This window comes from Pseudomonas gebzensis, assembly GCF_034427815.1.
GTDB lineage: Bacteria > Pseudomonadota > Gammaproteobacteria > Pseudomonadales > Pseudomonadaceae > Aquipseudomonas.
In genome coordinates this window covers 274,996-301,665 of sequence record NZ_JAXQNS010000007.1, presented here as the reverse complement: position 1 = coordinate 301,665, position 26,670 = coordinate 274,996, and the positions used below count along the sequence as shown (strand labels likewise).

The following is a 26,670-nucleotide window of genomic DNA, read 5'->3' as shown; positions in this document are numbered from 1 at the left end:
GCTCAGACCGAGACGACGAACAAGCTCACGATCAGCGCGAGGCCGGCGAAGTAGGCCAACGAACGCAAAGCGGCCAGGTCGGCCATGTAGCAGATGATGAACAACAAGCGGCTGGTGATGTAGAGCACACCCAGCACATCTTGCGTCACCTGCTCGGCATGGCCCACGACATCGGCCACCAGCACGGCAGCGGCGAAGGCCGGAAAGGTCTCGAAGCCGTTCTGCTGGGCCGCGTGCAGGCGCCGCGGCAGGCCGGACAGGGTGTCGAGAAACGCACGTGGGTCGCGGTTTTCCCGAAAGCCGAAACGCCCGCTCGAGAGCTTGGCACCCAAGGCGCACAGCGGCGGCAGGATCATGGCGAACAGGATGCACCAGAGGGCAACGGTCATAGCGGGAGCTCCAGGGTCATAGGGGTCACAGGGGTCATAACTTCATCACCAGCACAGTGGCTAGGACCCGCCCACAGGCCAGAAGTCTCGGGCCGCCGAACGGCTCTTTCAGCCAGCGCATGCCGAGCACGACCACCAGGGTCACGCTCAACTCACGCAGCGCCGCCGCTTCGGCGATCGAGCCCAGGTGCCTGGCGAACAGCACCAGGGCATGACCGAGCAACACGCACACCCCCACCGCAAGCCCCAGCCGCCACTGCGTTCGCCAGAACAGCAGGAACGCCGAACGCTGCGCCACCCCGGCCGCCCGCGGGAAGGGCAGCGAGCAGCAGGTGGGAAGTTGCCAGCACCGATCAGGCTCTACAACGGCGTGAAAGGTAAGTGAATGTTTCGTATGTAACCATACCCTGCCCCGAGCCGGAACGGGGAGTCGATTCCGGACACAAACGGAACGTTGGCCAGTTTTCTGGTCAGAGCATGTGCCCGACCGCCTGGTCAGATCATCAAACAACTCCCCGAACCCTTCGGGTTTCGACTTGGAAGCCACTGCCACAGGATTCAGGATGCTTGAACTCGTAGCTGCGTTTATCTGCTTGACCACCCTCCTCACCTACGTCAATTACCGTTTCATCGGGTTACCCCCGGCCATCGGCGTGATGGTCACTGCCCTGCTGTTCTCGCTGATTCTTCAAGGCCTGAGCCTGATCGGCTTCCCCGGCCTGGAAGCACGCGTCGAAAGCCTGATGAACCAGATCGACTTCAACGACCTGCTGATGCACTGGATGTTGTCGTTCCTGCTGTTCGCCGGTGCCTTGCACGTGAACCTGGGCGATCTGCGCAGCTACCGCTGGCCCATCGGCCTGCTGGCCACCGTGGGCGTGTTGATCGCCACCGTGGTGATCGGCCTGTTCGCCCACTGGGTGTTCGCGCTGTTCGGCTGGAACGTGAGCCTCATTTATTGCCTGTTGTTCGGCGCGCTGATCTCCCCCACCGACCCCATTGCGGTACTCGGTGCACTGCGCACGGCCAATGCGCCCAAGCCGCTGAAGACCACCATCGTCGGTGAGTCGCTGTTCAACGACGGCACCGCCGTGGTGGTGTTCACCGTGCTGCTGGGCATCCTGCAACTGGGCGAAACGCCGAGCCTGGCCGACACCGCCATGCTGTTCCTGCACGAAGCCGTGGGCGGTATCGTGTTCGGCGCGGTGATCGGCTACGCCACCTACCGCATGATCAAAGGCATCGAGCAGTACCAGGTCGAGGTCATGCTGACCCTGGCGCTGGTGTTCGGCGGCTCGGTCATGTCGTACGAACTGCACGTCTCGGCGCCCATCGCCATGGTGGTGGCCGGCCTGATCATCGGTAACCTGGGCCGCAACCTGGCCATGAACGACATGACGCGCCGCTACATGGACGGTTTCTGGGAACTGATCGACGACATGCTCAATGCCGTGCTGTTCGCCCTGATCGGCCTGGAACTGTTGCTGCTGCCGTTCAACTGGTTGCACCTGGCCGCCGGCAGCGTGCTGGCGGTGGCGGTACTGGGCTCGCGCCTGCTGACCGTGGCCCCGGCCATCCTGCTGCTGCGCCGCTGGCGCACGGTGCCCAAGGGCACCATTCGCGTGCTGACCTGGGGTGGCCTGCGTGGCGGTGTCTCGGTAGCCCTGGCGCTGTCGCTGCCGGCCGGTGAAGAGCGGGACCTGTTGCTGTCGATTACCTACATCGTGGTGCTGTCGTCGATTCTGTTCCAAGGGTTGACGGTAGGGCGCGTGGTGCGGCGGGTGAGCGAGCAGCCGTAGCTTTCTGATAGGAAGCCAATATGGGATCGCTCATGCAACTGAGGCTGATCGCCTAAGCCAATGAGGGGCGGTTAACCCCGTCCCTTCTGGAAACACCATCCACAATGGCTGGTCAAAATAGTGCGTATTGTAAACAGACCTGAGCCGCAAAAACTGCAACGCATTTATTGAAGGATTCGTTCAGGTCGAGCTGCCATCCTTGATGCAGGATGGTCCAACTCACTGCCGCAGCAAATGATCGCGGGCCATTGATAAGCGTCTTTTCACCTGTAGCGAGTCACTCTGACTTCAGCTGCAAATACCGCGCGCGATATTGCTTTCCACTATATGGTTTCACCTCTAACCCCCACCATTTAGAAATACGCTATCAAACCCATCCGCGATCTCTCTACATCAAGCAAGTGAGACGATGCAACTATCAATTCGATATTAAAAATATCTAAAAATTTAATTTTCAAAAAAACAATCCAAATATCGATCAAAAATTATCTAGCGTAAAAACTTTCAGGTTAAAAAAATCTATGGAACATGATGCCACTCGCTACCCGGGTAATACTTCTCTCTGCAATCAAATAGGAAACCCGACAATCCTCGCGTTCTCAACACACGAGGGGCGCACCCATGCAGAAAGGCCACGTAGATCTGCCGACATTATTTGTTTATCCTGATCATGATGATCATAAATTCGTACCACCCTATACTCATCAAGGCTTCCCAAACGGACATCGCAACCCCGGTTTCGGCCCCCCTACATCAACCGCCACATCACCTAGCGCCCAGAAACAACTGATTGAGAATCTGCACAGCCTGCAGCAAGAGGTCGCTAAAACTCACGGTTTGACCTACGAAGAAATTGCCAACAAGATCGAACAAAATATCGTAGAACGCTTGACGGCAGAGCAGGCAGATCCATTTTCGGTAGACGTCAGCAGAAACACCACTATCGAAAACCTATATGTTGAGAAAAACAACCTTAGCCAACACTATGAAGCCCAGGCCAAAGCACTACTTGGAAGGACGATCGATAACGTCCCCAACCATTTAAACTTAGCAGACTATCAGCGCATCCACGGCAATCCTGTCGACCATCTCGAGCTTTTCAAGCAACGTATTACTGACACGTTAATCGTTACTCATTTGTTTAGAATTACCACTTGGCAAAGCTGGCTTTATTTCCAGCAAATTCCAGTGGATCAGTGGCAAGGAGTAAATGAAAGGGTCGAAGCGCGATCCGCCGCAAAAGCCATCAGAACTGAGGCTGCCCGGATTGCCGCTGAAGTTGCACAAGCCGAAGCACAGCGCATCGCCGCTGAAGCTGCACAAGCCGAAGCACAGCGCATCGCCGCTGAAGCTGCACAAGCCGAAGCACAGCGCATCGCCGCTGAAGCTGCACAAGCCGAAGCACAGCGCATCGCCGCTGAAGCTGCACAAGCTGAAGCCCAGCGCATCGCCGCTGAAGCTGCACAAGCTGAAGCCCAGCGCATCGCCGCTGAAGCTGCACAAGCTGAAGCCCAGCGCATCGCCGCTGAAGTTGCTCAAGCCGAAGCGATGAAGGTCCGTCTCGCAAACACCTACTCAGTGTCGGCAGCACCGCTCAAAGCGGGCGTCGCGGTCGTAACGCCTACCGGTTTGGTTGTTTCGACCATCACCAGCGCCGCAATGCGTGCAGCGGTGACTGCCGCAATTGGTGTAGTCGCCGCAAATCCTGTCGTGGCTGCTGGATTCGTGTTGGGTGTTGCGGCACTCGTCTACACCTCGCGCCTTGGCGATGGCAAGTCGCCTGAACGCTACGCGCTGCAATTGCCTGCCGACGATCTGTTGGCGCACCGCGCAGGGGCAAGCTCCCAACCGCTGCGGGCCGGCGATGCGGTAGATCTGCCCTACCGGATCGGCTCGCGGTCGAATGCAGCCGGCGATTCCGAGATTTTCGTTGCAAGAACCGATCACGCCAGTGCCCCCTCTGCCGTGCGCGTCATCGAGGCGGTGTACGACACGGCTAGCGGGCTGTACAGCACGGTTACCGCAGATATACCGCCACGGACACTTACGTGGACGCCCGCAGTAGACCCAGGTAACGCTTCAACCACGCTTCCTGAAGCAAATCCGGAGCCGCCAACCTACCCAGGCGCCACGATCACGCCTATCGATCTGCGCATCGACAGCTTCCCGGAGCTGGAAGATGCCAGCTTTGACGACTACATCATCGTGTTCCCGGCAGACTCTGGTCTTGCGCCGATTTACACGATGTTTAATAGTCGGCGAGATGAGCCTGGTGTTGCGACTGGAGGCAGCATAGCGTCGGTAGGAAGCTGGGTAGATGCGGCTGCGAGCTCGCAAGGTGCCCCTATCCCGCTATCTGTTGCTGAGGCACTGAGGGGTAGAGAGTTTCGATCGTTTGGCACATTCCGACGAGCTCTTTGGAAGGCCATGCATCGAGAGGCGAAGCTTTCAAGTGGAATGGATAGATATATTTTTGGAACAAAGCCTGGACCTGCTCCGTTTACAAAAGAAAGCGAACAGGTGGGCGGTCGTTCACGGTACGAAATTCACCATGTGATCCCCATTCACGCTGGCGGCGCAGTTTACGACATGGACAACTTACGAATTCTGACGCCCAAACAGCACATCAGCATCCACAAACAAAGGTGAGCTTGTCATGAACAAAAAACTTAAAATCGAAGACTACACGGAAGCTGAGTTTCTTGAACTCATCAAGCAGTTCTTTTCGCGAGAAGATGGCTCGTACGAGGACGACTTTGATGAAAATGATCAGGCTGCGCTTGACGCTATCGATGCTTATGAAGCGGAACAGGACCGCTTGGTCGACCATTTCAGAACCATCACAGAACACCCCAGCGGAAGCGATCTGATTTTCTATCCCGAGCCAGGTGCTGAGGGCCCTGACGGCATTATCAGCGAGATTAAGAAGTGGCGCGCAGCTAACGGCAAACCTGACTTCAAACGTACGTGACTTATCCGCCAAATCGTAATTCTAGTCCCAGCTAAATAGAAAGCCGCAACCGACAGGGGCCGCACATGCGGCCCCTCGTCTTTCACTCCACCGAACCCTCCGGAAACTGATCTTCCAGGTACTTGATCTGCGTGCGCCCATGCGCCGCCGGCAGGCCGTCTTCACCCAGGTTGACGAACACCATGCGATCGACCGTCAGGATGCTTTTGCGGGTGATCTTGTTGCGCACTTCGCAGCGCAGGGTGATCGAGGTGCGGCCGAACTCGGTGGCGGTGATGCCCAGTTCGATGATGTCGCCCTTGCGCGAGGCGCTGACGAAGTTGATTTCCGACATGTACTTGGTGACCACGCGCTGGTTGCCCAGCTGGACGATGGCGTAGATCGCCGCTTCTTCGTCGATCCAGCGCAGCAGGCTGCCGCCGAACAAGGTGCCATTGGGGTTGAGGTCTTCGGGCTTGACCCATTTGCGCGTATGGAAATTCATCGGTACTCCTCGGAACAGTGGATAGAGGCAGGACTCACCTCGGGCCATGATGGCAGAGCGGCTGGCGCTGCTGCACCCTACTTGGACCATGGTCGCGATCGATTCGACAGAAAACCTTGGGGTCTGTCACCGGCGCAGCTATAATTACCGCCGTTTCACATGGCCACCCTCTGCGGGGCCATGCCCGCCACCTGTCCGAGGGGCGCTGCAGCAGGTTGTTCCTGTCAGGCTCGGATGGGGCGTTGTCCGCTTTGCGGACGTCCAAACGCACAACGGCGCCCATTCGAACATGACGAATGGAGGCTCTTGATGAGCGCTGTAAACACGCCTGCCGGTTTTGCCGATTTCAAAGTTGCTGACATGTCCCTGGCCGACTGGGGTCGCAAGGAAGTCATCATCGCCGAGTCGGAAATGCCTGCGCTGATGGGCCTGCGTCGCAAGTACCAGGCAGAACAACCGCTCAAGGGCGCGAAGATCATCGGCTGCATCCACATGACCATCCAGACCGCCGTGCTGATCGAGACCCTGATCGTGCTGGGCGCCGAAGTGCGTTGGTCGTCGTGCAACATCTTCTCCACTCAAGACCAGGCCGCGGCCGCCATCGCCGCTGCCGGTATTCCGGTGTTCGCCTGGAAAGGCGAAACCGAAGCGGAATACGAGTGGTGCATCGAGCAGACCATCCTCAAGGACGGCCAGCCATGGGACGCCAACATGGTGCTGGACGACGGCGGTGACCTGACCGAAATCCTGCACAAGAAATACCCGGCCATGCTCGAGAAGATCCACGGTGTGACCGAAGAGACCACCACCGGCGTGCACCGCCTGCTGGACATGCTGGCCAAGGGCGAGCTGAAAGTCCCGGCGATCAACGTCAACGACTCGGTCACCAAGAGCAAGAACGACAACAAGTACGGCTGCCGTCACAGCCTCAACGACGCCATCAAGCGCGGCACCGACCACCTGCTGTCGGGCAAGCAGGCCCTGGTCATCGGCTACGGCGACGTGGGCAAAGGGTCGGCGCAGTCGCTGCGTCAGGAAGGCATGATCGTCAAGGTCACCGAAGTCGATCCGATCTGCGCCATGCAAGCGTGCATGGACGGTTATGAAGTCGTCTCCCCCTTCAAGGACGGCATCAACACCGGCACCGAAGCGGGCATCAACGCCGACCTGCTGGGCCGCATCGACCTGATCGTCACCACCACCGGTAACGTCAATGTCTGCGACGCCAACATGCTCAAGGCCCTGAAAAAGCGCGCCTTGGTGTGCAACATCGGCCACTTCGACAACGAGATCGACACCGCCTTCATGCGCAAGAACTGGGCGTGGGAAGAGGTCAAGCCGCAGGTGCACAAGATCCACCGCACCGGCGCTGGCACCTTCGATCCGCACAACGATGACTACCTGATCCTGCTGGCCGAAGGCCGTCTGGTGAACCTGGGCAATGCCACCGGCCACCCAAGCCGCATCATGGATGGCTCGTTCGCCAACCAGGTCCTGGCGCAGATCTTCCTGTTCGACCAGAAGTACGCCGAACTGGATGCCGCGAAGAAAGTCGAGCGCCTGACCGTCGAGGTGCTGCCCAAGAAGCTCGACGAAGAAGTGGCCCTGGAAATGGTCCGCGGCTTCGGCGGCGTGGTTACCCAGCTGACCCCGCAACAGGCCGAGTACATCGGCGTGACCGTCGAAGGTCCGTTCAAGCCAGAGGCTTACCGCTACTAAGCAGCGCGCAGCGCGCTGCACGCGGCAGGTCCGGGCACCGATTGCCTGGGCCGGTTGTCGCGGCCGCCGCAGGGTTTGCGAGGGGTACCGCCAGGCTTGCTCACGCAACCTGGCGGTTGCCTGCAGCTTGCAGCGGGGCCTGTGCAGCGTGCTGCCGCGAATGCCCCATTCGAACGCTATCGAGCCAGACCCGCCCTCGCGGTCTGGCGTCTACTTGCAGCTAGCCGCTTGCAACTGGCGACTCGCTGCCCAGGAACAGCCGATGTCCAAAGAACGCAGTTACAGCTTCGAGTTCTTCCCCACCAAGACCGAAGCCGGCCATGAAAAGCTGATGAGCGTTGCCCGCCAGCTGGCCACCTACCACCCGCACTTCTTTTCCTGCACCTACGGCGCGGGCGGCTCTACCCGTGACCGCACGCTGAACACCGTGCTGCAGCTGGAAAACGAAGTTCAGGTGCCTGCCGCGCCGCACCTGTCTTGCGTGGGCGACACCAAAGCCGAACTGCGCTCGCTGATCGCCGAATACAAGGCGGCCGGCATTCGCCGCATCGTGGCACTGCGCGGTGACCTGCCCTCGGGCATGGGCATGGCCTCTGGCGAGCTGCGCCATGCCAGCGATCTGGTCGCGTTCATTCGTGAGGAGACCGGTGACCATTTCCACATCGAGGTGGCGGCCTACCCGGAAATGCACCCGCAGGCGCAGAACTTCGAGTCCGACTTGAAGAATTTCGCCACCAAGGTCAAGGCTGGGGCCAACAGCGCCATCACTCAGTACTTCTTCAACGCCGACAGCTACTTCTATTTCGTCGAGCGCGCGCAGAAGCTGGGCGTGGACATTCCCGTGGTGCCGGGCATCATGCCGATCACCAACTACAGCAAGCTGGCGCGCTTTTCTGACGCCTGCGGCGCTGAACTGCCACGCTGGGTGCGCAAGCAGCTGGAAGCCTATGGCGACGACAGCGCCAGCATTCAGGCATTCGGCGAAGAGGTCATTACCCGGATGTGCGAGCAGCTGCTGGCCGGCGGCGCGCCGGGGCTGCATTTCTATACGCTGAACCAGGCTGAAGCGAGTTTGGCGGTGTGGAAGAATCTGCAACTGCCACGCTGAGCACCCTTGCCTGAGGCCTGTGCCACCTGGGTGAACCGATAGCCAAGACGGGGCCGATGCGCTCGCGCCTTGGCTAGCCTTCACGCAGCCAGCAGACTGCGCCACGCCACCTGCTTGAGCAACTATCCGCTGGCGGTACTGATCGACACCGACACCGTTTCCGCCCTTTGCCGCTGCAGCGGCTAGCGCCTGTGCGAGCGCACCTTGCGCAGCGAGGTCCGCGCCTGACCTCGACAGCCACCGCCGGGATGTCGAGAGGCTTTTGCTGGCCCGTTCACACGGCTGACACGTGCGCTTGCGCAGCATCTGGTCATCGACAGATCAGCCGCGTAATCTGCCGCCATGCCCAAATTCATCACCCTGCTTGGCATCCTGCTGCTCGTTTGCCTGAGCCCGCTGGCTCAGGCCGAGCGTTTGCGTATTGTCAGTGACGACTGGGCACCTTACATCTATCAGGAAAACGGTCAGCCCAAAGGCCTGCACTTCGAGGTGGCCAACGAGGTCTTCAAGCGGCTGAATATCGATGTGGACTGGGTGTTCATGCCGTGGAAGCGCTGCCTGGCGATGATCGAGCAAGGCCAGGTGGATGGCATACTCGGCCTGTTCAAGCTGCCAGCGCGCGAAGCGTTCATCCTCTATCCGGACGAACCGCTGTCGCAGGTCCAGTTCGTGCTGTTCCAGGCCCGCGCCCGGCCCCACTCGGTCAACACCCTGCAAGACCTCAAGGGCCTTACGGTTGGCACATCACCGGGCTACAACTACAGCTCTGCATTCAACACAGCCCGTTACTTTCGCCGAGAACCCGGCCCCACCCATGCCGCCAACCTGGGCAAGCTGGCGCTGGGGCGCGTCGACCTGGTGGTGACGGACCTGAATGCGGGCCGCTATCTGCTGCGGCGCCTGAACCTCGAGCAGCAGATCGAGCCGCTGCCGCTGATGATCGGCAACGAACCGCAATACCTCGGCCTGGCGCGCAAACAGGGGCATGAGCGCTTGGCCCAAGCCTTTGCCCAGGCCCTTCGGCAGTTCAAGCGCGAACCGGCCTATGCTGCGATCGTAGCGCGGTATGCCAAGACCCATCTGACCTTTCCCGACACCGTTGAGCAACACGAAGACAGCACACGTTGATTGCTCTGCTATACTCGGGCCTTCCCGCCAGGCTCACGCCCGGACGCTCGGCCTCGTAACAGGCATCCCGATCGACATGAACGCACTCCGGTGCCTCTACGTCGCTTGCTCGATGCGAAGTGCATGCCCAGCTGGACCGGACGCGATCGCATTACTCAAAATGCCCGTCGCGCCAGGCAGATCACCCCAAAGGGCTCAGCCCACACCAGAACAGGATTGCCCATGTCCTTTGCTTCCCTCGGTCTCTCCGAGGCACTCGTCCGCGCTATCGAGGCCGCGGGCTACACCCAGCCCACTCCCGTGCAACAGCGGGCTATTCCCGCCGCGTTGCAGGGCCGCGACCTGATGGTCGCCGCCCAGACCGGTACGGGTAAAACGGGCGGTTTCGCCCTGCCGATCCTGGAACGACTGTTCCCCGCCGGCCACCCGGACAAATCCCAGCGTCACGGCCCGCGCCAGCCGCGCGTGCTGGTCCTGACCCCAACCCGCGAACTGGCCGCCCAGGTCCACGACAGCTTCAAGCTGTACGCCCGTGACCTCAGCCTGGTCAGCACCTGCATTTTCGGCGGTGTCGGCATGAACCCGCAGGTCCAGGCCATGGCCAAGGGCGTCGATGTGCTGGTGGCCTGCCCAGGCCGCCTGCTCGACCTCGCCGGCCAGGGCAGCATCGACCTGTCCCATGTTGAAATCCTCGTGCTCGACGAAGCCGACCGCATGCTCGACATGGGCTTCATCCATGACGTCAAGAAGGTCCTCGCGCGTCTTCCGAGCAAGCGCCAGAACCTGCTGTTCTCGGCCACCTTCTCCAAGGACATCACGGACCTCGCCGGCAAACTGCTGCACAACCCCGAGCGCATCGAGGTCACGCCGCCCAACACCACCGTCGAGCGTATCGAACAGCGCCTGTATCGCCTGCCGTCGGGGCACAAGCGCGCACTGCTGGCTCACCTGATCACCCAGGGTGCCTGGGAACAGGTGCTGGTGTTCACCCGCACCAAGCACGGCGCCAACCGCCTGGCCGAGTACCTTGAGAAGCATGGCCTGAGCGCCGCCGCGATCCATGGCAACAAGAGCCAGAACGCGCGCACCAAGGCCCTGGCCGACTTCAAGGCCAACAGCGTGCGGGTACTGGTCGCCACCGACATCGCCGCCCGTGGCCTGGACATCGACCAGCTGCCGCACGTGGTCAACTTCGAGCTGCCCAACGTCGAGGAAGACTACGTTCACCGTATTGGCCGTACCGGCCGTGCCGGCCGCTCCGGCGAAGCGATTTCGCTGGTTGCGCCAGACGAAGAGAAACTGCTCAAGAGCATCGAGCGCGTCACTCGGCAGAAGATCGCCGACGGCGAGTGGATGGGCTTTGACGCCAGCCAGGTCGAAGCTGAAAAGCCCGAAGTGCGCGAGCGCACCCAGCCCAACGCCCGCGGCGGCCGTAACGGCCAGACCCGTGGCGAAGGTGCCAATGCTGGCAGCGGTGGCCGTAAGGACAAAGGCAAGGACAAAGGCAAAGCACGCCAGCCTGCTGCTGAAAAGCCCGCCGAGAACGCCAGGTCTGGCGAGCGCCAGGCGCAGCCGCCGCGCAAGCCGCGTGAGCAGAAACCCCGCTCGCAGGCGTCGACCCCGGCCAGCAAGCCGCAGTCCGACGGCAACCGTGATCCTGAAACCTTTCTCGACGACGACGTCGACAACTTCGGCAACCGCGCTGACTACGTCAGCCCGTACCAGAACGCCAAAAACCAGGGCCGCAATCGCCGTCCAGGTGCGTCCACGCCGGGTCAGTCACCCAGCCAGGGCCAAGGCCGCACCCAAGGCGCCGGGCAACCGCGCGCCAACGGTTCAGGTGCTGGCGCAGACAAACGCCCACGCAGTGGCAGCAACACCGGCGGCGCACGCCGTGATGGGGGCGGTAGCCGCGTCCGTCGCGACGACGCACCTCGCCAGGAGCCTGCCGTGCGCAATCCGCGCGAGCCGCAGAACCAGCCGGTGATCATCCGCAAGGAATCCAAGCTCGATCGCTACCCGACCCCCGAGCAGCTCGAAGACGTGCCTAGCCGTCCGCGTGGCGAACGCCCGGCACTGCTGACCCGCAAAGGCGATTGATGCCCGCCTGAACGGTCACGCGCTTGGGCGGTTAGCGAGCCAACCGATTGACCGTCGGTATCGTTGAAGCCCAGAGAAACGCCGCTTGCTCATCACGAGCAAGCGGCGTTTCGGTTTACAGCACAGCATCACACCCCGCCAGGCTCGGTCACCCGCCCCACCCTGTCACTGCATGTCTCTGAGATCGCTGTCGCCGTCGATTCGAAAGACCGTTTCGCGAGCGGGATCAAAAAAACCGATGCCATCGCTGGCATCGGTTTTTTTGTGTCGAACGACGGCCTTGAGCAGCCGTTGTCATTGCACCGTACGCATTACTTGTTCTTCGTGCCTTCGAGGCTGATGTCCAGATCGAGGGTCTGCGACGTTGGGCCAGGGCCCTTGATACCGAAGTCGCTCAAGGTCAGCGTGGTGGTGGCGTTGAAGCCTGCGCGCTCGCCGCCCCACGGGTCTTTACCCTCGCCGTTGAACGTGGCCTTGAAGGTCACCGGCTTGGTCACACCGTGCAGGGTCAGGTCACCGGTCACATCGGCGGTCTTCTCGCCCGTCGATTTGACAGCGGTGGAGACGAACTTGGCGTCGGGGTATTTCTTCACGTCGAGGAAATCGGCGCTGGCGATGTGCTTGTCGCGCTCAGCGTGGTTGGACCAGAGGCTTGCGGTCTTCAGGTCGACGTTGATCTTGCTCGCTTCAGGCTTGGCGCTGTCCCAGCTGAAGTTACCGGCGAAATCCTTGAAGGTACCGTGAATGAAGCTGTAGCCCAGGTGGCTGATCTTCCAGTCGACGAACGCGTGCTGGCCTTCCTTGTCGATCGTGTAGTCAGCGGCCATCGCCTGGCCCGCAGCGAACAGGGCAGTACCGAGCGCCAATGCGGCAAAGGTCTTTTTCAACATCCTTTGATTCCTTCCGTTGCAATTGAGTGGGTGGTTCATGCTTTGCGCCCGAGCATTCGCAGCAAGGTCGCATCACGGTCGATGAAATGGTGCTTGAGTGCTGCCAGGCCATGCAGGCCGGCGAAGATCACCAACCCCCAGGCCAGGTAGTAATGAACCTCGCCGGCGAGGTCTGCCTGATCGGGCAGGTTGCTCACCAGTGCCGGCACCTCGAACAGATTGAACACCGGGATGCCTACGCCATCGGCGGTGGAAATCAGGTAACCGGCGAGCATCACGGCGAACAGCCCCGCATACAACCCCAGGTGGCCGAGGGTCGCCGCTACGCGGGTCAAGCGCCCGTGGGTGGCCGGCGCGGGTGGCGGCGGGCTGACCAAGCGCCACAGTACGCGCAGGGCCATCACCGCCAGCAGCACCAGACCGATGCTCTTGTGCAGGTCGGGCCCGGCTTTGCGCCAGGGGTCGTAGTAGTCCAGCCCGACCATCCACAACCCCAGCCCGAACAGGCTGAAGACCGTCAACGCCACACCCCAGTGCAGCGCAATGCTGACCACACCGTAGCGAGAAGATGAATTGCGCAGTTGCATGATGCTGTGATTCCCCGTGAAGAGCTGTGCCAAGACTACCGCGTAACGTATCGGATAAAAGCGGAAAAAACTGCTGCGATATATCGAATTAGCCGATGGTAATTCTCAGCACGAACTATTAAGGAAACGTTAACCCTAGACTTATTTTTACCATCCGTCTGGCGCAAGACGCTGCGCGGCCGCGCAGACAGGGCCTTCTGCCCGGGTGAGATCCCTGTGGGGCGTTAGCTGCGATGAGCCAAGACGCAGCGCGAGTGACGGCAATCGCGTGGGATCAGCCACCAGGCAGCACTGGAAACAGCGCGGCTGACGCCACACAGGGTTGTGCATGAATCGAGTCATGCATTTTCGAAGGGATACGTGTCCAGCAGCCAGCCCTGCACGGGAACGTGCAGGGCTGGCGCGGCTGTCAGTGGGTGGCGGAAGTGTCCGTCGCCGCTGGCTGCTTGGCCGGCGCGGGTTTTGCAGCCGGTTTCTTCTGGGCGGGCTGTGCAGGTTTTTTCGCCGGTACAGGCTGGGTCTTCTTGTGCGCAGGCTGGGCCTTGTGCGCTGCCGCCTTGCTGGTTGCAGGCTTGGCCGGCGCGGCAGCCTTGCTGGTCGGCGCTGCCGGTTTGGCTGGGGCTGGGGCTGGGGCTGGCGCCGGCTGCGGTGCAACGGCGGGTGCTGGCGCAGCCTCCACAGGCGTGTTCACCTCGGCAGGTTTGGCCGCAGGCTGCTCGCCTCTTCCAAACAGGCGCGAGAAGAAACCAGGTTTGGCCGCCGGCTCAGCACCCGGCTGCGCCTTGCTCTCAGGAGCGGGCTGGGCGTTCTCTGCCTTGTCGCCACCACCGAACAAGCGCGAGAAGAAGCCCGCCTTGGCAGGTTCAGCAGGCGCCGCTTGCGCCTTGTTCTCGGGCGCGGCTGCGGCCTTCTCAGCCTTGTCGCCAGTGCCGAACAGATTGGCGAAGAAGCCTGGCTTCTTCGCCGCCACAGCGCCGGCTGCGGCCGCTGCCGTGGCTGGCACAACCTTGACCGGGTCGAAGGATTTGCCCGCCGCCAGGTCTTGCACCTGGCTGGCCGCGCGCTGGCCACTGCGCAACGCGCCTTCCAGGGTACCGGGGTACAGCGCGTCGGTGTGTTCACCTGCAAAGGCTACGCGTTGCACGGGCCGCTCCCACAGCCGCCAGTACTTGCTGATCTGCCCCGGGCCATACGCCAGGTAGGATCCGCCAGTGCCCGCGTCAGTGCTGTAACGACGCACTTCGTAACCGGTAAAGGCGCCACGGGCCTTGGGGTAGAAAGCGTGCAGGCGAATCAGCACTTGGTCGACCATCTGCTTGTCACCGAAGGCTTGCAGCAGACGCGCGTTGTCGCCCGACAGGTTGATCACCACATTGGCCCCACCTTTGAGCGCCGGCTCGATCCACAGCATGCCGAGCCCGGCGTTACTGAAGATTTCACCGGACATCCGCGCGCGGCTTTCCCACACCGGCTGCTTGAACTTCAGCAGAATCTGGTCGCGCCACCCGTAGTTGGTGCCCTTGATGGCGCCCATGTGCTGGTTGTCCAGCGCCGGGGTCATCTGGATCTTGGCCAGCGCCCGCAGTGGCACGGCCATGACCAGGTAATCCGCCGAATAGCCAACGCTACCGACTTTGACCGTGACACCATTTTTGTCCTGCACGACAGAGCTGACCGGCGCGTTGGTCTTGATGGTCTTGATCTGTTTGACGAAGGCCTGAGCCAGCACCGGGCTGCCGCCAGGCAGGCGCGCCGCACGACGGTCGTGGTCATCCACGCCACGGTAAACCCGATTCTGCTGGGCGAAATACAGCAGCGACAGGCGCGACGGTTCGTCGTAGCGGCTGCGGATCTGCTGGTTGATCAACTGACGCGCGGTGGTCGGCAGTTGCAGACGGTCGAGCCAATTGGCAACGTTGATCTGATCCAGCGCGAACAATGTGCTGTTGGCTGCCGGGTTGAGCGGATCATCGATCGAGCGCGCCAGGTCATCGACGGTCTTCTCGTAGCGCTTCATGGCCTCGGCGGTGGCAGGCTGCTTGAGCGCCAGATCCGCTTCGCTGAAATAGTCGCCATCGATCAGGTAGCCAGGGGTGCGCACGAACTCCGGAGCCGGCAGCGTCTGCAACTTGAACTGCTGCAGGTACTGGTTGAGCGCGGGCTGGACTTTGTCGTTGCCGACCCACTCGCTGGTGGCCAGGCCCGAACGCCCACCCACGCCAGCCTTGGCTTCGAGCAGGGTCACTTGCCAGCCCTTGTTCTGCAGCTCGTAGGCCGCCGTCAGGCCGGCCAGGCCGCCACCGACGACGATCGCCGTCGGGGTCTTGCCCTGCGCCTGTGCAGCGGTGCTGGACAGGCCAATCATGATCACCGCGCACACGCGCACCCAAGCAGCAGCCATTGAGGCGAACTCCAGATCAGAAAAAACGTGAAGAAGCGAGGGCGCGGACTGCCCCCTCGTAGAGAGCCGCCTAGAATACGTGAGCCCTGGCTGCCCTGCCAGCGCCACTAGCGGGTTGTTCCTACGGGCCTGTTCTCTTAGGCTTACGCGCTCTTACACGCCTTACCGCCAGGAGAAGCGCCCATGGGGCTCAACCAACAGTGGATGCAACGCGACCTCAAGGTCCTGTGGCACCCCTGCACCCAGATGAAAGACCACGAGCACGTACCACTGATCCCGATCAAGCGCGGTGAAGGTGTCTGGCTCGAGGACTTCGAGGGCAAGCGCTACCTCGATGCGGTCAGCTCCTGGTGGGTCAACGTGTTCGGCCATGCCAACCCGCGAATCGGCCAGCGCATCAAGGATCAGGTCGATCAGCTCGAACACGTGATCCTTGCAGGCTTCAGCCATCAGCCGGTGATCGAGCTGTCCGAGCGCCTGGTGGCCCTGACGCCTGCTGGTCTGGACCGGGTGTTCTATGCCGACAACGGCTCGTCGTGCATCGAAGTGGCGCTGAAAATGAGCTTCCACTACTGGCACAACACCGGTAAGCCGCAGAAAAAACGCTTCGTCACCCTGACCAACAGCTACCACGGCGAAACCATTGCGGCGATGTCGGTGGGCGATGTGCCGCTGTTCACCGAAACCTACAAGGCCCTGTTGCTCGACACCCTCAAGGTGCCGAGCCCGGACTGCTACCACCGTCCGGACGGCGTGAGTTGGGAAGACCATTCACGCACGATGTTCGCGGCCATGGAGCAGACCCTGGCCGAGCACCACGCCACGATCAGCGCGGTGATCGTCGAGCCGTTGATCCAGGGCGCTGGCGGCATGCGGATGTATCACCCGGTGTACCTCAGGTTGCTGCGCGAGGCCTGCGACCGCTATGACGTGCACCTGATCCACGACGAAATCGCCGTCGGCTTCGGCCGCACCGGGACGATGTTCGCCTGCGAGCAGGCCGGCATCCGCCCGGACTTCCTCTGCCTGTCCAAGGCGCTCACCGGCGGCTACCTGCCGCTGGCCGCGTGCCTGACCACCGACACGGTGTACCAGGCCTTCTACGACGACTACCCGACTTTGCGCGCCTTCCTCCACTCGCACAGCTACACCGGCAACCCGCTGGCCTGCGCGGCGGCCCTGGCCACCCTGGACATCTTCGAACAAGACAACGTGATCGAGGCCAACAAGGCCCTGGCCAGCCGCATGGCCAGCGCCACGGCGCACCTGGCCGACCATGCCCATGTCGGAGAAATCCGCCAGACCGGCATGGCCCTGGCCATCGAGATGGTCCAGGACAAGTCCACCAAGGCTGGTTACCCCTGGCAGGAACGGCGCGGCATGAAAGTCTTCGAGCACGCCCTGAGCCGCGGCGCGCTATTGCGCCCGCTGGGCAGCGTGGTGTATTTCCTGCCGCCCTATGTGATCACCCCTGAGCAGATCGACTTCCTCGCCGAGGTGGCCAGCGAAGGCATCGACATCGCCACGCGCGACAGCGTCAGCGTGGCCGTGCCGGCGGATTTCCATCCTGATTTTCGTGATCCGGGTTGAGCGCTACGCCAGGCACCGCCCACGGCTGCAGGCCTGCCCGCGAGCGGTGAATCGTCTTAACGCGGTGCACCGCGCTAGCGCGTGCACGCAGGCTTGGACTGGAGTTGCCGGTTCGATCCCTCAGGGTTGCCTCGCATCCAACGTTCGCGCCACCCTGTGTGCGCTTGCGAGGCGAAAGGGCCTACCTGGCGGACACCACGTTCAGCAGCCCAGGCCACGCTCAACCCCGTCTACACATCCTCCACTCGAGCCCTGACATGCGACTGTCCCGTTTTTTCATCGATGCCCCCCTTTCCCTCGGCGAGCACGCCTTGCCCGAAGCGCAGGCCCACTACATCGGCCGCGTGCTGCGCATGGCGGTGGGCGACGCCGTGCAGCTGTTCGATGGCAGTGGCCAGGAATTTCTCGGCCAACTGCTCGAAGTGGGCAAGAAGACCGTGCGGGTCAGCCTTGATCAGGCACTGCCCGGCCAGCCGGATTCAGCGCTGCAGGTGCATCTGGGCCAAGGCTTGTCCCGAGGCGAACGGATGGACTGGGCGATCCAGAAGGCCACCGAGCTGGGCGTGAGCGAAATCACCCCGATCGTCAGCGAGCGCTGCGAAGTGCGCCTCAAGGACGAGCGCGCCGACAAGCGCCTGGCGCACTGGCGTCAGGTGGCGATCAGTGCCTGCGAGCAATGCGGGCGCTCTACCCTGCCGTTGATCCATCCGCCGCAAACGCTGGGCGACTGGCTCGCCAGCACCGACGCCGACCTCAAGCTGGTGCTGCATCCGGTGGCAGAACCGTTGACCAACCACGCCAAACCGGCCCGCCTGGCCTTCCTGATCGGACCGGAGGGCGGCTTGAACGCCAGCGAGGTCGAGCAGGCCAGCCGCGTCGGCTTCCACGCCGCCCGCCTCGGCCCACGGGTGCTGCGCACCGAGACCGCGCCAGTGGTGGCACTGGCGGTGGCGCAGCAGTTGTGGGGGGATTTCTGATCCTCGCCGACCAAGGTTGATCATGCGCCGCGCACGCGTAGAACGAACGAGGGCCGGGTAGCCCCTGATGCCGGTCGGTTGAGGTTTGGTTGCTGATTCAGGGGCTGCTGTGCAGCCCCAATTGGCGTGACTGGCCGGCATTAGCCGGGTAGCCCTCGCGCTTCATCTGAACGCCAACCTGGCCAGGCTGTTAGCCGGTGCCGCTCAGCGCACGTAGAAAAATATCGCAATGAAGTGCAGCAGGCTCCCGGCGATCACGAACAGGTGCCAGATACCATGTCCGTGGCGCAGACGCCGGTCCAGGGCGAAGAAGATGATCCCCACCGTGTAGAACACGCCACCGGTCGCCAGCCAGGCAAAGCCCGCCGTACCGAGGGTCGCGAGCAGCGGCTTGACGGCCACCAGCACGATCCAGCCCATCAGCGCATAGATCACGATCGACATCACCCGCGCTTCGGAACGCGGCTTGATTTCCTGCAGCATGCCGATCAATGCCAGCCCCCAGACCACACCGAACAGGCTCCAGCCCCACGGCCCGCGCAGGCTGACCAGGCAGAACGGCGTATAGCTCCCGGCGATCAGCAAGTAGATGGAGAGGTGATCGAGCTTGCGCATGATCACCTTCGCCCGCCCGCGGGTGCTGTGGTACAGGGTCGAAATGCTGTAGAGCAGGATCAGCGTGAAGCCGTAGATGGAGAAACTGACGATCTTCCACGGGTCGCCCTGAAAGCCTGCGGCGATGATCAGCCAGATCGCGCCCAGTGCGGCCAGCAGAGCACCGACCAGGTGGGTCCAGGCGTTGAAACGTTCACCGTAATACATGCAACGATTATCCTCCCGAAGCTGACTAGGTTCTGTACGAAAAACCTCGATACTCGCCCATGCTGCGTTGAAAACGCCCTCGGAATGCTCATGTACTCCAGTACACTCCGCTTCCTCGGCCGTTTTCGCCTTGCCTGGCCTTCGTCTCAAGGCTTTTCGTACAGAACCTAGGTTGTGACCTCTACAGTTGCGCGTCGCGCACCAACCGCTCAAGCCCGATCAGGTCCGGCACGCGTACCACCTGTTCGGCCACTTGAACGGCGGCCAGTTCCAGCGAGGCCAACGCCACGTCGACATAATTGAGCTGGCTGTCGAGCTTGCACGAACGCGGAATGCCCTGCAGCAGCAGCGCCAGATAACGCAGGCCGGTGTCGCCCAGCGCGTTGAGCACCACGATCCGCGCACGCTCGCCGCACGGCGTGTGCCCGCCACACGCGGCTTCGAAGCCGATCAGGGGCAGACGGTGCTGGCGCCAGTCGAGCCAGCCCATGTGCCAGTCCAGCGAGCCTCGCTCACACCTCAACTGACGCTGGCCCACCAACTCGGCCACCGCCACGTTGGGCAGCACCAGCGTGCGGTCGCCCAGAGGCAGCAACAGCCCGGTCAGGCTGCTGCGCTGACCGACGATGTGTTCAAGCATGCGGGTGGCTCCAGTGGACACGGGTGAGTTCACGCATGACGCGGACTCCAATAGGCGATGCTCTGCAACAGCACCGACTCCTGATACGGCTTGCCCAGGTACTCGTTGACACCAATGGCCATGGCCCGGTCGCGGTGCTTCTGCCCGCTGCGCGAGGTGATCATGATGATGGGCAGGTCCTGAAGACGTTCATCGGCACGAATCCGGGTCGCCACCTCGAAGCCATCCATGCGCGGCATCTCGATGTCCAGCAGCAGCACATCGGGCCGGTGCTCGTGCAGCAGGGTCATGGCGTCGACGCCATCCTTGGCCGTCAGCACGCTCATGCCATGGCGTTCCAGCAGGCGGCTGGTGACCTTGCGTACCGTGACCGAGTCGTCCACCACCATCACCAACCGCGCGTGCTTGGGCGCCGGGCCAGGCAGTTGCGCCGTGCTGCGCGCCGCTGAGGGCAAACGCGCCATGCGCCGCTGCTGACCGCGCAACTGGCCGAGCAGGTCGAGGATCAGCACCACCCGGCCATCACCCAGCAAGGTCGCTCCGGCCAGGCCTGGCACTGCGGCAAACTGCGGGCCGAGGCTCTTGACCACGATCTCGCGGCTGGCCGACAAACCGTCGACCTGAATGGCGAACGACTGCTCCTGCGAATGCACCAGCAGCACCGGCAGCGGCACGCTCAGGCCCAGCAAGCCAGGCCGTGCTGCGCCTTGCAGCAGCTCGCCGAGGTAGCGCAGGTCGTAGGTGAACCCGGCATAGGTGTAGCGCGGCGGATCGAGCTGGTAGCAGGCGTCCAGCTCCGCCGGTGGCACGCGCACCACGCCCTCGATGGTGTTCAGGCCGATGGCGTACTGCTCATCGCCCAGGTGCACCATCAGCGCCCGGTTCACCGACACGGTGAACGGCAGCCGAATCAGAAAACGCGCGCCCTTGCCCGGGCTGGACTCGATGCTCATCGAGCCTCCGAGTTGCTTGACCTCTTCGTGCACCACGTCCATGCCCAGCCCGCGCCCGGAGATCTGGGTGATCTTCTCGGCAGTGGAAAAGCCCGGCCGCAGAATGAACTGCAGCACTTCGTGGTCGCTGAGGGTGGCCTGCGGATCGAGCAGGCCGCGCTTGATGGCTTTCTTGCGCACCGCGTCGAGCGGCACGCCGTCGCCGTCGTCGCTCATCTCGATGACGATATCGGCACCTTCGTGCAGCAGGTTGAGGTGAATCGTGCCCTGCTCGGGCTTGCCCGCTGCGCGTCGCGCGGCGCCGGTTTCCAGCCCGTGGTCGACGGCGTTGCGCAGCATGTGTTCCAGCGGCGCGACCATGCGTTCGAGCACACTGCGGTCCAACTCGCCCTCGGCATTGCCCACCACCAGTTCCACCTGCTTGCCCAGCTCGCTCGCCACTTGGCGCACCACCCGCTGCAGGCGCGGCACCAGGCGCTCGAAGGGCACCATCAGGGTAGCGGTCAGGCCCTCCTGCAACTGGCTGTTGATCCGCGCCTGCTGCTGCAACAGGCCATGGGTGAGCTGGGCGCGCTGGCCGAGGGTTTCCTTGAGGTCGAGCAAGTCCGAGGCCGACTCGAACAGCGCCCGCGACAGCTGTTGCAGCTGCGAGTGGCGATCCATTTCCAGCGGGTCGAAATCTTCGTAGGCGTCGCCCTCGGCGGGGTGCCGGCTGAGGATGCCGCTCTGGGTTTCGTTGTCCAGGCGCAGCAACTGATCGCGCATGCGCTCCAGGGTGGTCTCCATTTCCACCAGGGCGAACTGCCCGTCGTTGACCTGCTGCTCGATGCGCCCGCGGATGATCGAGTGTTCGCTGGCCAGGTTGCCCAGTTCGTCGAGCAGCTCGGCATCGACCTTGACCATGTCGCCGGTGGGCCGCTCGTGGGGCGCTGCAGGGGCGTCGAGGGGGGGTGTTTCGCTGGCTGGGGTGCCGGCAGCGCTGTCGGTGAGCGCGGCGCTGGAGAAGTTGCGAATGTAGTCGATCAACGCCGTGGCGGCGTGCAGCGGCTGGCCCAGGCGCACGGCGTCGAGCATCTGTGCCAGGCGGTCGTGGCAGTTCTGCAGCAGGCTGAACAGCGCCGCGCTGGGCGGTAGGCGACCGGCGGCGAGCAGTTCGTAGAGAAATTCCAGCTCGTGGGCGAGGTCGCCGATGGCGCTGATCTGCACCATGCGCGCACCGCCCTTGAGGGTGTGCAGGTCGCGCAGCAGGGTTTCCGCTTCGGCGGTGTTGCGCGGCTCGGCCTGCCAGCGTGCCAGGGCCGTGGCGGCGCTTTCGACGATGTCCGAGCTTTCTTCGAGGAAAACATCCAGCAGCGCGGTGTCATCGGGCGTGTCATCCAGCGCGGGCGGGTCTGGAAGGTCTGGCGGCTCGGGAAGGTCGGGAACGTGCGGCACGTCTGGACGTTCTGGCGCAGGCAGGTCGGGCGCAGGTTCGCGGGTCAGTGCCAGTGCTTGCTCCTGGGTCAACGTCCGCACGCCTTGCGCACTCACCACACCCAGGCTGGCCGGGTCCAGCGCGTCTTGCAGGGCGCCGTGCAAATCCGCTAGCAACGCGCTGCGGCCGGTCACGGCCTGCCCTGCGGCCAGTTCGTCAAGCATGTCCAGCAGCGCAGCATGGGCTTCTTCGGCCAGGGCGAACACGCGCGCAGTGGGCGCCAGACTGCCCTCCTCCACCGCGCCGAGCAGGTCCAGCAGGGCCTCGCACACCTCGTCCAGCACCCACAGGTCTGCCAAGTGCGCCACATGGCCCAGCGCGGTCAGCTCACCGAGCAGTGCGTCGAGTACATCGCGCTGCGCCGGGTGCGCCTGCCAACGGGCCAGCAATGTTTCAGCGTCCTGCAGGTGGTCCATGGCCTCGCCCAGGAAGCGTCCGGTGGCCTCGGGATCACGCACGCCCCGCTGCGGCGTCTGCGCATCAACCTGCAGGCTCGCCAGGCGCGCATCGACGCGTTGTCGCAACTGTTCGATGAGTTCGCCAGCACCGCGCATGGGCTGCAACGGCGCCTGCTCGACGTGTGCCAGCGCCGCCTGCAACAACGCGCAGGCGGCGTGCAGTTGCTCCAGGTCTGCCGCCTGCAACGGCAGGTCGTGGGCCTGGTATTCGCGTGCCAGCCGGTCCAGCGCGGTGGCCAGTTCGGCTACCGGCAGCACGCCAGCCATGGCCGCGCTGCCTTTCAAGGTGTGCAACGCGCGCTGCAGGCCATCGCTGACCTGGGTGGGGGCACCGGCAGCGCCGTGCAGGAAATCTTCGACCGCTTTCACATGCCCCGCAGCTTCGCTGGCGAAAATGCTCAGCAGGCGCGGATCGAGGCCGTCGGGCTCACCCGCCGCCACGCGGGCGCTGGCCAGGGCATGCAGGTGGTCTGCCAGCACTTGGTTGTCAGGCGAGACCGGCGCATGGCCCGCCGCCACGTCAGCCAGCAGGTCAGGCAGGCGCACGAACACCTGCTGCAATGCCACCTGACACGCATGGCCCAGTTCGATGCGTCCTTCCAGCGCACGGTTGAGCAGGTGCTCGGCCCCCCAGGCCAGTGCCGCCAGGGCCTCAGCCTGAACCATCCGCCCGCTGCCCTTGAGCGTGTGCAATGCGCGGCGCAGGTCGATCAGCGCCTCGCGCGCGGTGTGATCGGCGCACCAGCGCCGCCATTCGCGCTCGACGGCCTGCAGCAACTGCGCGGCCTCTTCGAGAAAGACCTCGCGCAGCTCAGCGTCGATGCCATCGGCAGGCGGTAGGTGCTCGGCCTGGGCCGGCTCACGCTGGCACTGCACGCCCAACTGCGCCAAGTGCGTACAGGCCTGATCGAGCCAGGGCGCAGCGTCGGCCAAGGGGTCGGCCACGCGCCATTGCAGGTAGCATTCTGCTGCGCACAAGGCGTCGGCAAACTGCGCCAGCGCCTGCCGTTCAGGCGGCTGCGGCAACTGCCCGAGCCAACCTTGCACGTACGCCGCGCAGCCGGCAAACACCTCGGCCGCGGCCGGCAGCATGAGCATGCTCAGCGCCCCACGGACCTGCTGCAGCAAGCCGGGCAAGCCTTGCAGACGCTGCCAGGACCAGTCGCTGACCAGACAATCCTCGATCAGCTCCTTGACCTGCTGCACCACCGACAGCGATTCGTTCAGCACCTGCTGGCGGATCTCCAGCACATCGGAGCCCGGCAGGCTGGCGGGGTCGTTGTCTTCCAGCGGGCCGACCATGCCATTGAGCGTGGCCTCGACGTACAGCAGCGCACCGGCCACATCCATCAGCAGCGCATCGTCGACCACGCGCACGTTCTCGCTGACGCCCTGCAAGGCCAGCACCTGATCGATGATCACCCGGCGCGGCTGCTGGAAACCCAGCACGGCCAGGGTGTTGGCGATCTGTCGCAAGGGTGTGAGTACCGCATCGAGCTGCTCGCGGTCATGCCGGTCGCTGCGCACGAAGTGATCGAGCCGCTCCTTGATGCGCATCAGGTCATCGCACAGCGCGATCACCACCGAGCGCAGCGCGTCATGGCCGTGACCGGCCTGCAGGTGCTCGCGCCAGGTGCCCAGTGACAGGTCGAGGTCGGCCAGGTCGGCCGCCGCGCTCGGGCGCTCGCCGGCGCCGGTCAACAGGCTTTCCTGGGCCAGCGGCTCCAGGCCGCGGCAGTGACGCAACTGGTTGAGCAGCGGCAGCATCACCAGTGGCAGGTCGTGGCGCGCCCCACGCAGCCGATCGAGGTAGGCTGGTAGTTGCTCCAGACCGCGAAACAGTGCGCCCAGGCACTCGCCCTTGGGCGGCTCGGCGCTGGCGGCCAGTGCCGCGCCGAGCCATTGCATTTCCTCAGCCAGATGCGCTGCGCCGCGCAGCTCAAGCATGCTCAGGCAGCCATGGACCTGATGCAGGCTGTCGTTGAACACATGCATCGCCGCCGCCTCACCAGGCTCACGGGCGAAGGTTTCCAGCGCCTGGCGCGCGTTGCCCAGGCACTCCAGAAGGGCCGTCTTGGTCCAGGCCAGGGCGACGGTGTCGTGGCGTTCCAGGGCTATCGTGGCCGCTGCCATGCCGGCCTCCTCATGGCTGCGCCGCGTTTTCGGGCAAGGTGAAACCGGAGACCGAGCGGCGCATCTCGCTGGCCATGCGTGCCAGGTGGCGAATGCTGTCAGCGGTGGCCCCGGAGCCGGCCGAGGTCTGCGCGGTGATCTGCTGGATGACCGACATGGTGTGGGAAATCTGCCCCGCCGAGGACGTTTGCAGTTGGGCGGCGTCGGAGATGCTCAGAATCAGCTCGGCCAGGGTTTGCGACACCCCCTCGATTTCCGCCAGCGACACCCCGGCGTCCTGCGCCAGGCGCGCGCCGCGCACCACTTCGGCAGTGGTCTGTTCCATCGAGATCACCGCTTCGTTGGTGTCGGTCTGGATGGTGCGCACCAGCGCCTCGATCTGCCGCGTGGCCGAAGATGAACGCTCGGCCAGGCGCTGTACCTCGTCGGCGACCACGGCAAAGCCGCGCCCGGCCTCGCCGGCCAGTGAGGCCTGAATGGCGGCGTTGAGGGCCAGAATGTTGGTCTGCTCGGCGATGTCGTCGATCAGGCTGACGATGTCGCCGATCTCCTGGGACGACTCACCCAAGCGTTTGATGCGCTTGGCGGTGTCCTGAATCTGCTCGCGGATGTTGTCCATGCCCTGGATGGTGTTGTGCACCACCTCGTTGCCCTTGTTGGCGATGGCCACCGAACGCTCGGCGACCTTGGCCGATTCATAGGCGTGGCTCGACACGCGGTCGATCGACTCGACCATGTCGCCGACCGCCACCGACGCCTCGCTGATCTGCTCGGCCTGATGCTCGGAGGCCTTGGCCAACTGGCGGGCAGTGTTCTGTGTGTCCTGCACGGCCGCCGCGACCTGCTCGGCGCTGTGGTTGATGGTGGTCACCAGGTCACGCAGCTGGTCGACCGAGTAGTTGATCGAATCGGCGATGGCCCCGGTGAAATCTTCGGTGACCGACACGGTCACCGTCAGGTCACCGTCGGCCAGTTCTTCGATTTCATCGAGCAGGCGCATGATGGCCTGCTGATTGCGCTCGTTTTTTTGCGCGGTGTCGCGCAACTGGCGGCGCGTGGCACGCACCATGATCGAACCGATGAGGATGATCGAGGCCAGCGCCAGCAGGCCCAGGGCGTAGCCGCCGAGCGTGTAGGCGGTGCGTCCTGTGGCGAGGTTCTCGAAGCTGTTGGCCAGGTGCGAGGCTTCATCGAGCAGGGTCTGCGAGCCGCTGAAAATGTTCCCGGCAGCCTCGCGCACGCGCAACAGTTCGGGTGAGGTTTCGATGATTTCGTCCACCGAGCCTGCGACGAACTGGAACAGCTCGGCGATTTCCGCCAAGCGCATTCGCGCATCGGCGTCTTCGACGCGGCTGATCTGCAGATCGGCATTGCCATCGAGCATGCCCTGCAGCACCTGGCCGAAGCGGTTGGCGTCGCGGCCAAAGGTGGCGGCGGCCTGCGCCGTGGTGGCATCGCCGGCCAGCACCGTGTTCACCGACCCGAGAATGCGCTCGGCCAACAGCAACTGGCGCTGGGCGACCGCCACCTGGCTGGCCGGCGCGCCGCGCTTGAGAAGGATTTCCACGACCTTTTCGTACTCGACCTGCAACTGCGGCACGGTCTCGGCCAGGGTCGCGGCCACTTGGTGCAGCGACAGCACCGTCTGCTCACTGGACACGATCGCGTCGGTGTTGCGCCGCAGGCTCTCCCAGTCCTGATGCACGGCGGCCATTTCCTCGCGCACCGCTGCGGGCGCTGCCGGCAAGCCGGTGGCGTGGTCGCCATGGCGCAAATACCCCCAGCGGCGCTCGAAATCGTTGCGCGCATCGGACAGCAGCTTGAACGCCATTGCCTTGCCCGACGCCGCTTCCGTGGCGTTCTTGGCAATGCGCTGGGACAACACGCGCAGCTCGCCGGCATGGCCGATGTACTGTTTGTCGTAGGTCGACTGCGTGTTGAGGTAGGCGAAGTTGGCGAACAGCAGAATGATCGACAGGATCAGCACCACGAACATGACGGTGATCTGCGCACTGCTGCGGGTGCGCTGGGTCATCGGCGGTGGGCT

Annotated in this window: 18 protein-coding genes, 1 pseudogene and 1 riboswitch; of the genes and pseudogenes, 9 read left to right on the top strand and 10 right to left on the bottom strand. The window is 63.4% G+C overall.

Going from position 1 to position 26,670, the window contains the following annotated elements; all coding sequences use genetic code 11:
• Nucleotides 1–2: 2 nt before the first annotated feature.
• Both SJI00_RS15605 and SJI00_RS15600 read right to left on the bottom strand, forming a co-directional pair.
• Complete coding sequence (locus SJI00_RS15605) at nucleotides 3–389, bottom strand: MAPEG family protein (protein WP_322462599.1); 387 nt, start codon at nucleotides 387–389, stop codon at nucleotides 3–5.
• Nucleotides 390–423: 34 nt separating this feature from the next.
• Nucleotides 424–705: pseudogene (locus tag SJI00_RS15600) on the bottom strand (EamA family transporter); the annotation flags it as partial.
• A gap of 247 nt (nucleotides 706–952) precedes the next feature.
• Here SJI00_RS15600 and SJI00_RS15595 point away from each other — a divergent pair.
• The 3 genes from SJI00_RS15595 (at nucleotide 953) to SJI00_RS15585 (ending at nucleotide 5,159) form a co-directional block, all read left to right on the top strand.
• Nucleotides 953–2,188, top strand: a complete 1,236-nt coding sequence (locus SJI00_RS15595) for a cation:proton antiporter (RefSeq protein WP_322462598.1) — start codon at nucleotides 953–955, stop codon at nucleotides 2,186–2,188.
• 621 nt (nucleotides 2,189–2,809) lie between these two features.
• Entirely contained in the window at nucleotides 2,810–4,837 is a 2,028-nt protein-coding gene (locus SJI00_RS15590) for an S-type pyocin domain-containing protein (RefSeq protein WP_322462597.1), read from the top strand.
• Nucleotides 4,838–4,844: 7 nt separating this feature from the next.
• On the top strand, nucleotides 4,845–5,159 hold the full coding sequence (locus SJI00_RS15585; protein ID WP_322462596.1) for a bacteriocin immunity protein: 315 nt from the start codon (nucleotides 4,845–4,847) through the stop codon (nucleotides 5,157–5,159).
• 82 nt (nucleotides 5,160–5,241) lie between these two features.
• Here SJI00_RS15585 and SJI00_RS15580 read toward each other — a convergent pair whose 3' ends face one another.
• On the bottom strand, nucleotides 5,242–5,643 hold the full coding sequence (locus tag SJI00_RS15580; protein ID WP_322462595.1) for an acyl-CoA thioesterase: 402 nt from the start codon (nucleotides 5,641–5,643) through the stop codon (nucleotides 5,242–5,244).
• 191 nt (nucleotides 5,644–5,834) lie between these two features.
• A riboswitch (S-adenosyl-L-homocysteine riboswitch) is annotated at nucleotides 5,835–5,931 on the top strand.
• A 21-nt stretch (nucleotides 5,932–5,952) separates the two neighbouring features.
• On the opposite strand from SJI00_RS15580, the gene ahcY reads away from it, so the two are divergent.
• The 4 genes from ahcY to rhlE2 all read left to right on the top strand — a co-directional run bounded on the left by ahcY (nucleotide 5,953) and on the right by rhlE2 (nucleotide 11,698).
• Nucleotides 5,953–7,362, top strand: a complete 1,410-nt coding sequence (gene ahcY, locus SJI00_RS15575) for an adenosylhomocysteinase (RefSeq protein WP_322462594.1) — start codon at nucleotides 5,953–5,955, stop codon at nucleotides 7,360–7,362.
• 262 nt (nucleotides 7,363–7,624) lie between these two features.
• Nucleotides 7,625–8,470: a methylenetetrahydrofolate reductase [NAD(P)H] gene (gene metF / locus SJI00_RS15570; RefSeq protein WP_322462593.1), complete on the top strand. Its 846-nt coding sequence runs from the start codon at nucleotides 7,625–7,627 to the stop codon at nucleotides 8,468–8,470.
• Between the two features lie 342 nt (nucleotides 8,471–8,812).
• The gene (locus SJI00_RS15565) at nucleotides 8,813–9,598 is read left to right on the top strand and encodes a substrate-binding periplasmic protein (protein WP_322462592.1); all 786 of its coding nucleotides are present in this window, start codon (nucleotides 8,813–8,815) and stop codon (nucleotides 9,596–9,598) included.
• Between the two features lie 222 nt (nucleotides 9,599–9,820).
• Nucleotides 9,821–11,698 (top strand): RNA helicase RhlE2, encoded by a 1,878-nt coding sequence (gene rhlE2, locus SJI00_RS15560; protein ID WP_322462591.1) that lies wholly within the window; start codon nucleotides 9,821–9,823, stop codon nucleotides 11,696–11,698.
• A 311-nt stretch (nucleotides 11,699–12,009) separates the two neighbouring features.
• Here the strand turns inward: rhlE2 and SJI00_RS15555 are convergent, their stop codons facing one another.
• From SJI00_RS15555 to SJI00_RS15545, 3 genes are all read right to left on the bottom strand, one after another.
• A complete protein-coding gene (locus SJI00_RS15555) occupies nucleotides 12,010–12,588 on the bottom strand; it encodes a YceI family protein (RefSeq protein WP_322462590.1) in 579 nt (192 codons plus the stop codon).
• Nucleotides 12,589–12,623: 35 nt separating this feature from the next.
• The gene (locus tag SJI00_RS15550; RefSeq protein ID WP_322462589.1) at nucleotides 12,624–13,175 is read right to left on the bottom strand and encodes a cytochrome b; all 552 of its coding nucleotides are present in this window, start codon (nucleotides 13,173–13,175) and stop codon (nucleotides 12,624–12,626) included.
• 409 nt (nucleotides 13,176–13,584) lie between these two features.
• On the bottom strand, nucleotides 13,585–15,576 hold the full coding sequence (locus tag SJI00_RS15545) for a flavin monoamine oxidase family protein (RefSeq protein WP_322462588.1): 1,992 nt from the start codon (nucleotides 15,574–15,576) through the stop codon (nucleotides 13,585–13,587).
• 183 nt (nucleotides 15,577–15,759) lie between these two features.
• Between SJI00_RS15545 and SJI00_RS15540 the strand changes: the two genes are divergently transcribed.
• Together SJI00_RS15540 and SJI00_RS15535 are read left to right on the top strand one after the other, a co-directional pair.
• A complete protein-coding gene (locus tag SJI00_RS15540) occupies nucleotides 15,760–17,166 on the top strand; it encodes an adenosylmethionine--8-amino-7-oxononanoate transaminase (RefSeq protein WP_322462587.1) in 1,407 nt (468 codons plus the stop codon).
• 257 nt (nucleotides 17,167–17,423) lie between these two features.
• On the top strand, nucleotides 17,424–18,143 hold the full coding sequence (locus SJI00_RS15535; RefSeq protein ID WP_322462586.1) for a 16S rRNA (uracil(1498)-N(3))-methyltransferase: 720 nt from the start codon (nucleotides 17,424–17,426) through the stop codon (nucleotides 18,141–18,143).
• 204 nt (nucleotides 18,144–18,347) lie between these two features.
• Here the strand turns inward: SJI00_RS15535 and trhA are convergent, their stop codons facing one another.
• The 4 genes from trhA to SJI00_RS15515 all read right to left on the bottom strand — a co-directional run bounded on the left by trhA (nucleotide 18,348) and on the right by SJI00_RS15515 (nucleotide 26,658).
• The gene (gene trhA / locus SJI00_RS15530; protein ID WP_322462585.1) at nucleotides 18,348–18,965 is read right to left on the bottom strand and encodes a PAQR family membrane homeostasis protein TrhA; all 618 of its coding nucleotides are present in this window, start codon (nucleotides 18,963–18,965) and stop codon (nucleotides 18,348–18,350) included.
• Nucleotides 18,966–19,146: 181 nt separating this feature from the next.
• On the bottom strand, nucleotides 19,147–19,605 hold the full coding sequence (locus tag SJI00_RS15525; protein ID WP_322462584.1) for a chemotaxis protein CheW: 459 nt from the start codon (nucleotides 19,603–19,605) through the stop codon (nucleotides 19,147–19,149).
• A gap of 29 nt (nucleotides 19,606–19,634) precedes the next feature.
• Nucleotides 19,635–24,623, bottom strand: a complete 4,989-nt coding sequence (locus SJI00_RS15520; RefSeq protein ID WP_322462583.1) for an Hpt domain-containing protein — start codon at nucleotides 24,621–24,623, stop codon at nucleotides 19,635–19,637.
• Nucleotides 24,624–24,633: 10 nt separating this feature from the next.
• Nucleotides 24,634–26,658, bottom strand: a complete 2,025-nt coding sequence (locus tag SJI00_RS15515; protein ID WP_322462645.1) for a methyl-accepting chemotaxis protein — start codon at nucleotides 26,656–26,658, stop codon at nucleotides 24,634–24,636.
• Nucleotides 26,659–26,670 lie beyond the last annotated feature (12 nt).

Coding starts and splice junctions, on each gene's coding strand:
- SJI00_RS15605 (WP_322462599.1), bottom strand. CDS start 389: ATGACCGTTGCCCTCTGGTGCATCCTGTTCGCCATGATCCTGCCGCCG.
- SJI00_RS15595 (WP_322462598.1), top strand. CDS start 953: ATGCTTGAACTCGTAGCTGCGTTTATCTGCTTGACCACCCTCCTCACC.
- SJI00_RS15590 (WP_322462597.1), top strand. CDS start 2,810: ATGCAGAAAGGCCACGTAGATCTGCCGACATTATTTGTTTATCCTGAT.
- SJI00_RS15585 (WP_322462596.1), top strand. CDS start 4,845: ATGAACAAAAAACTTAAAATCGAAGACTACACGGAAGCTGAGTTTCTT.
- SJI00_RS15580 (WP_322462595.1), bottom strand. CDS start 5,643: ATGAATTTCCATACGCGCAAATGGGTCAAGCCCGAAGACCTCAACCCC.
- ahcY (WP_322462594.1), top strand. CDS start 5,953: ATGAGCGCTGTAAACACGCCTGCCGGTTTTGCCGATTTCAAAGTTGCT.
- metF (WP_322462593.1), top strand. CDS start 7,625: ATGTCCAAAGAACGCAGTTACAGCTTCGAGTTCTTCCCCACCAAGACC.
- SJI00_RS15565 (WP_322462592.1), top strand. CDS start 8,813: ATGCCCAAATTCATCACCCTGCTTGGCATCCTGCTGCTCGTTTGCCTG.
- rhlE2 (WP_322462591.1), top strand. CDS start 9,821: ATGTCCTTTGCTTCCCTCGGTCTCTCCGAGGCACTCGTCCGCGCTATC.
- SJI00_RS15555 (WP_322462590.1), bottom strand. CDS start 12,588: ATGTTGAAAAAGACCTTTGCCGCATTGGCGCTCGGTACTGCCCTGTTC.
- SJI00_RS15550 (WP_322462589.1), bottom strand. CDS start 13,175: ATGCAACTGCGCAATTCATCTTCTCGCTACGGTGTGGTCAGCATTGCG.
- SJI00_RS15545 (WP_322462588.1), bottom strand. CDS start 15,576: ATGGCTGCTGCTTGGGTGCGCGTGTGCGCGGTGATCATGATTGGCCTG.
- SJI00_RS15540 (WP_322462587.1), top strand. CDS start 15,760: ATGGGGCTCAACCAACAGTGGATGCAACGCGACCTCAAGGTCCTGTGG.
- SJI00_RS15535 (WP_322462586.1), top strand. CDS start 17,424: ATGCGACTGTCCCGTTTTTTCATCGATGCCCCCCTTTCCCTCGGCGAG.
- trhA (WP_322462585.1), bottom strand. CDS start 18,965: ATGTATTACGGTGAACGTTTCAACGCCTGGACCCACCTGGTCGGTGCT.
- SJI00_RS15525 (WP_322462584.1), bottom strand. CDS start 19,605: ATGCTTGAACACATCGTCGGTCAGCGCAGCAGCCTGACCGGGCTGTTG.
- SJI00_RS15520 (WP_322462583.1), bottom strand. CDS start 24,623: ATGGCAGCGGCCACGATAGCCCTGGAACGCCACGACACCGTCGCCCTG.
- SJI00_RS15515 (WP_322462645.1), bottom strand. CDS start 26,658: ATGACCCAGCGCACCCGCAGCAGTGCGCAGATCACCGTCATGTTCGTG.